The organism is uncultured Meiothermus sp., assembly GCF_937863175.1.
Taxonomy (GTDB): Bacteria; Deinococcota; Deinococci; order Deinococcales; family Thermaceae; genus Meiothermus.
Map to the genome: position 1 here is coordinate 1 of NZ_CALMCQ010000361.1, position 2,001 is coordinate 2,001.

General features: G+C 60.9%; 1 protein-coding gene and 1 pseudogene. Both read right to left on the reverse strand.

What is annotated here, in order from left to right; translation table 11 throughout:
* Nucleotides 1-1,675: acetate--CoA ligase (locus Q0288_RS13555; RefSeq protein WP_299431314.1), on the reverse strand; the 1,675-nt coding region annotated here is incomplete at its 3' end.
* 97 nt (nt 1,676-1,772) lie between these two features.
* A pseudogene (locus Q0288_RS13560) lies at nt 1,773-2,001 on the reverse strand (acetate--CoA ligase); the annotation flags it as partial.

Sequence of the window (2,001 nt, forward strand, 5' to 3'; positions counted from 1 at the left end):
CCACAAACGCCTTGATATTTTCGCCTTTGATGGGGTCTGGCACACCAATTACTGCGGATTCGGCCACTGCCGGGTGCGAGACCAGCGCACTTTCCACGTCGGCAGTCCCGATTCGGTGGCCCGCCACGTTGAGCACATCATCGGCGCGGCCTAAAACGGTGAAATAGCCGTCAGCGGTTCTGCTGGCAACGTCCCCGGCGGCGTACAGGTTGCCGGGAATCTCAGTCCAGTACTGGGTATAGCGGGCGTGGTTGCCCCAGATGGTGCGCATCATATGGGGAAACGGTCGCTTGAGGGCCAGCAAACCTCCCGTTCCGGGCGAGACTTCGTTGCCATCGGCATCCACCACGGCTGCTTCCACTCCAGGGAGCGGAACTCCGACAAATCCGGGCTTGCCTTCCATCACCAGCGGGGTGCCAAGGGTAGGGCCTGCCAGTTCGGTCTGCCACCAGTTGTCGGCCACAAAGCCGCGCTGGCCGCCGTCCATCAGGTGCTGGACAGCCCACTGCCAGGCCTCGGGATTGAGGGGTTCGCCCGCCACACCGATAAAGCGCAGCGACGAGAGGTCATGTTTCGCAGGCCACTCGGGGCCAAATTTCATGAACATCCGCACCGCCGTGGGGGCGGTGAACATCACGTTGACCCGGTAGCGCTCGATCGTCTGCCAGATGGCAGCGGGACTGGGATAGTCCGGGGCGCCTTCACGCAGGATGCTGGTCAGGCCGGCCAGCAGGGGTGCATAAACGATGTAGCTGTGGCCGACAATCCAGCCGATATCCGAGGTGGCCCAGTACACATCGGTATCCTTAACATCGAAAAACGAGCGCAGGTGGTAGTCCGTGCCCACCATATAGCCCCCATGCACGTGCACCACCCCTTTGGGCTTGCCAGTCGAGCCGGAGGTATAGAGGATAAACAGGGGGTGTTCGCTCTCGAGCGGGACGGCTTCGGCCTCGGGCTTATGTGACCACAACAACTGGTTAAAGTCGTGGAAGCGCGGGCCAGCCGGTACGGCTTTGCTGCGACAGAACCAGACCGTATGCACGTCCAGGTCTTCGGTGGCCGGTAGCACAATGGACTCGAGGTCTACCGGCCTGCCCCGGCGGAAGCTTACGTCTCCCGCAATGACCAGCCTGGCTCCAGCATCCACAATCCGTTCGCGCAGCGCCGAGACCCCCAGCCCGGCGTAGACCACCGAATGGACTGCCCCGATGCGGGCGCAGGCCAGCATGGCAATAACCCCCTCGAGGGTCAGGGGCATGTAAACAATGACGCGATCCCCGGTCTGAACCCCCAGGCTGCGAAGCCCGGTGGCGAAGCGCGAAACGCGATCGAGTAACTCGCCGTAGGTGAGCTTTTGCTCGTGGCCATCCTCGGTCAGGAAAACCAGGGCTACCTGGTTGCGCCTGGGGCCAAGTGCATGGCGGTCCAGGGCGTTGTAGGTGATGTTGGTCTGACCGCCCAGAAACCACTGGTGGTCGGGGAAGTTCCACTGAAGCACGGTGTCGAAAGGTCTGAACCAGTGAAATTTTCGGGCCTGCTGTCCCCAAAAACCCTCGGGGTTTTGCAGGCTCTGGGCATACTCGGCGGTGAAATCGGGGATATTCGCGTTTTGTCTCTGGCTGGCAGGGGCTTGATAGCGAATCTTTGACTTGAGTAGTTGCTCGAGTTCCATCGGGGCCTCCATCCGGGTTGATTCGTGGTTGACCTGGAGCGCTGGATTCGGTGGTGTTTATTTGCGAAAGCCTCTACCCTCGATTCCAGGCCCTGTCTCAGGGCTCGAGGGTGGAAAGATCGCCGGGATCTTCCCCCGATTCCTGCGCCTTGAGCAGCCGACGAATTATCTTGCCGCTTTTGGTTCGGGGAAGCTGGTCTCGAAACTCCACCTCGGTATGTATGCTGATGTTGCCCAGCTGGCGGCGCAGATGAGTTGAGAGTTTGGCTGCCAGAATTTCGCGCACCTCGAGGCCGGTCTCACGGGTTTTGAGCACCACATACACC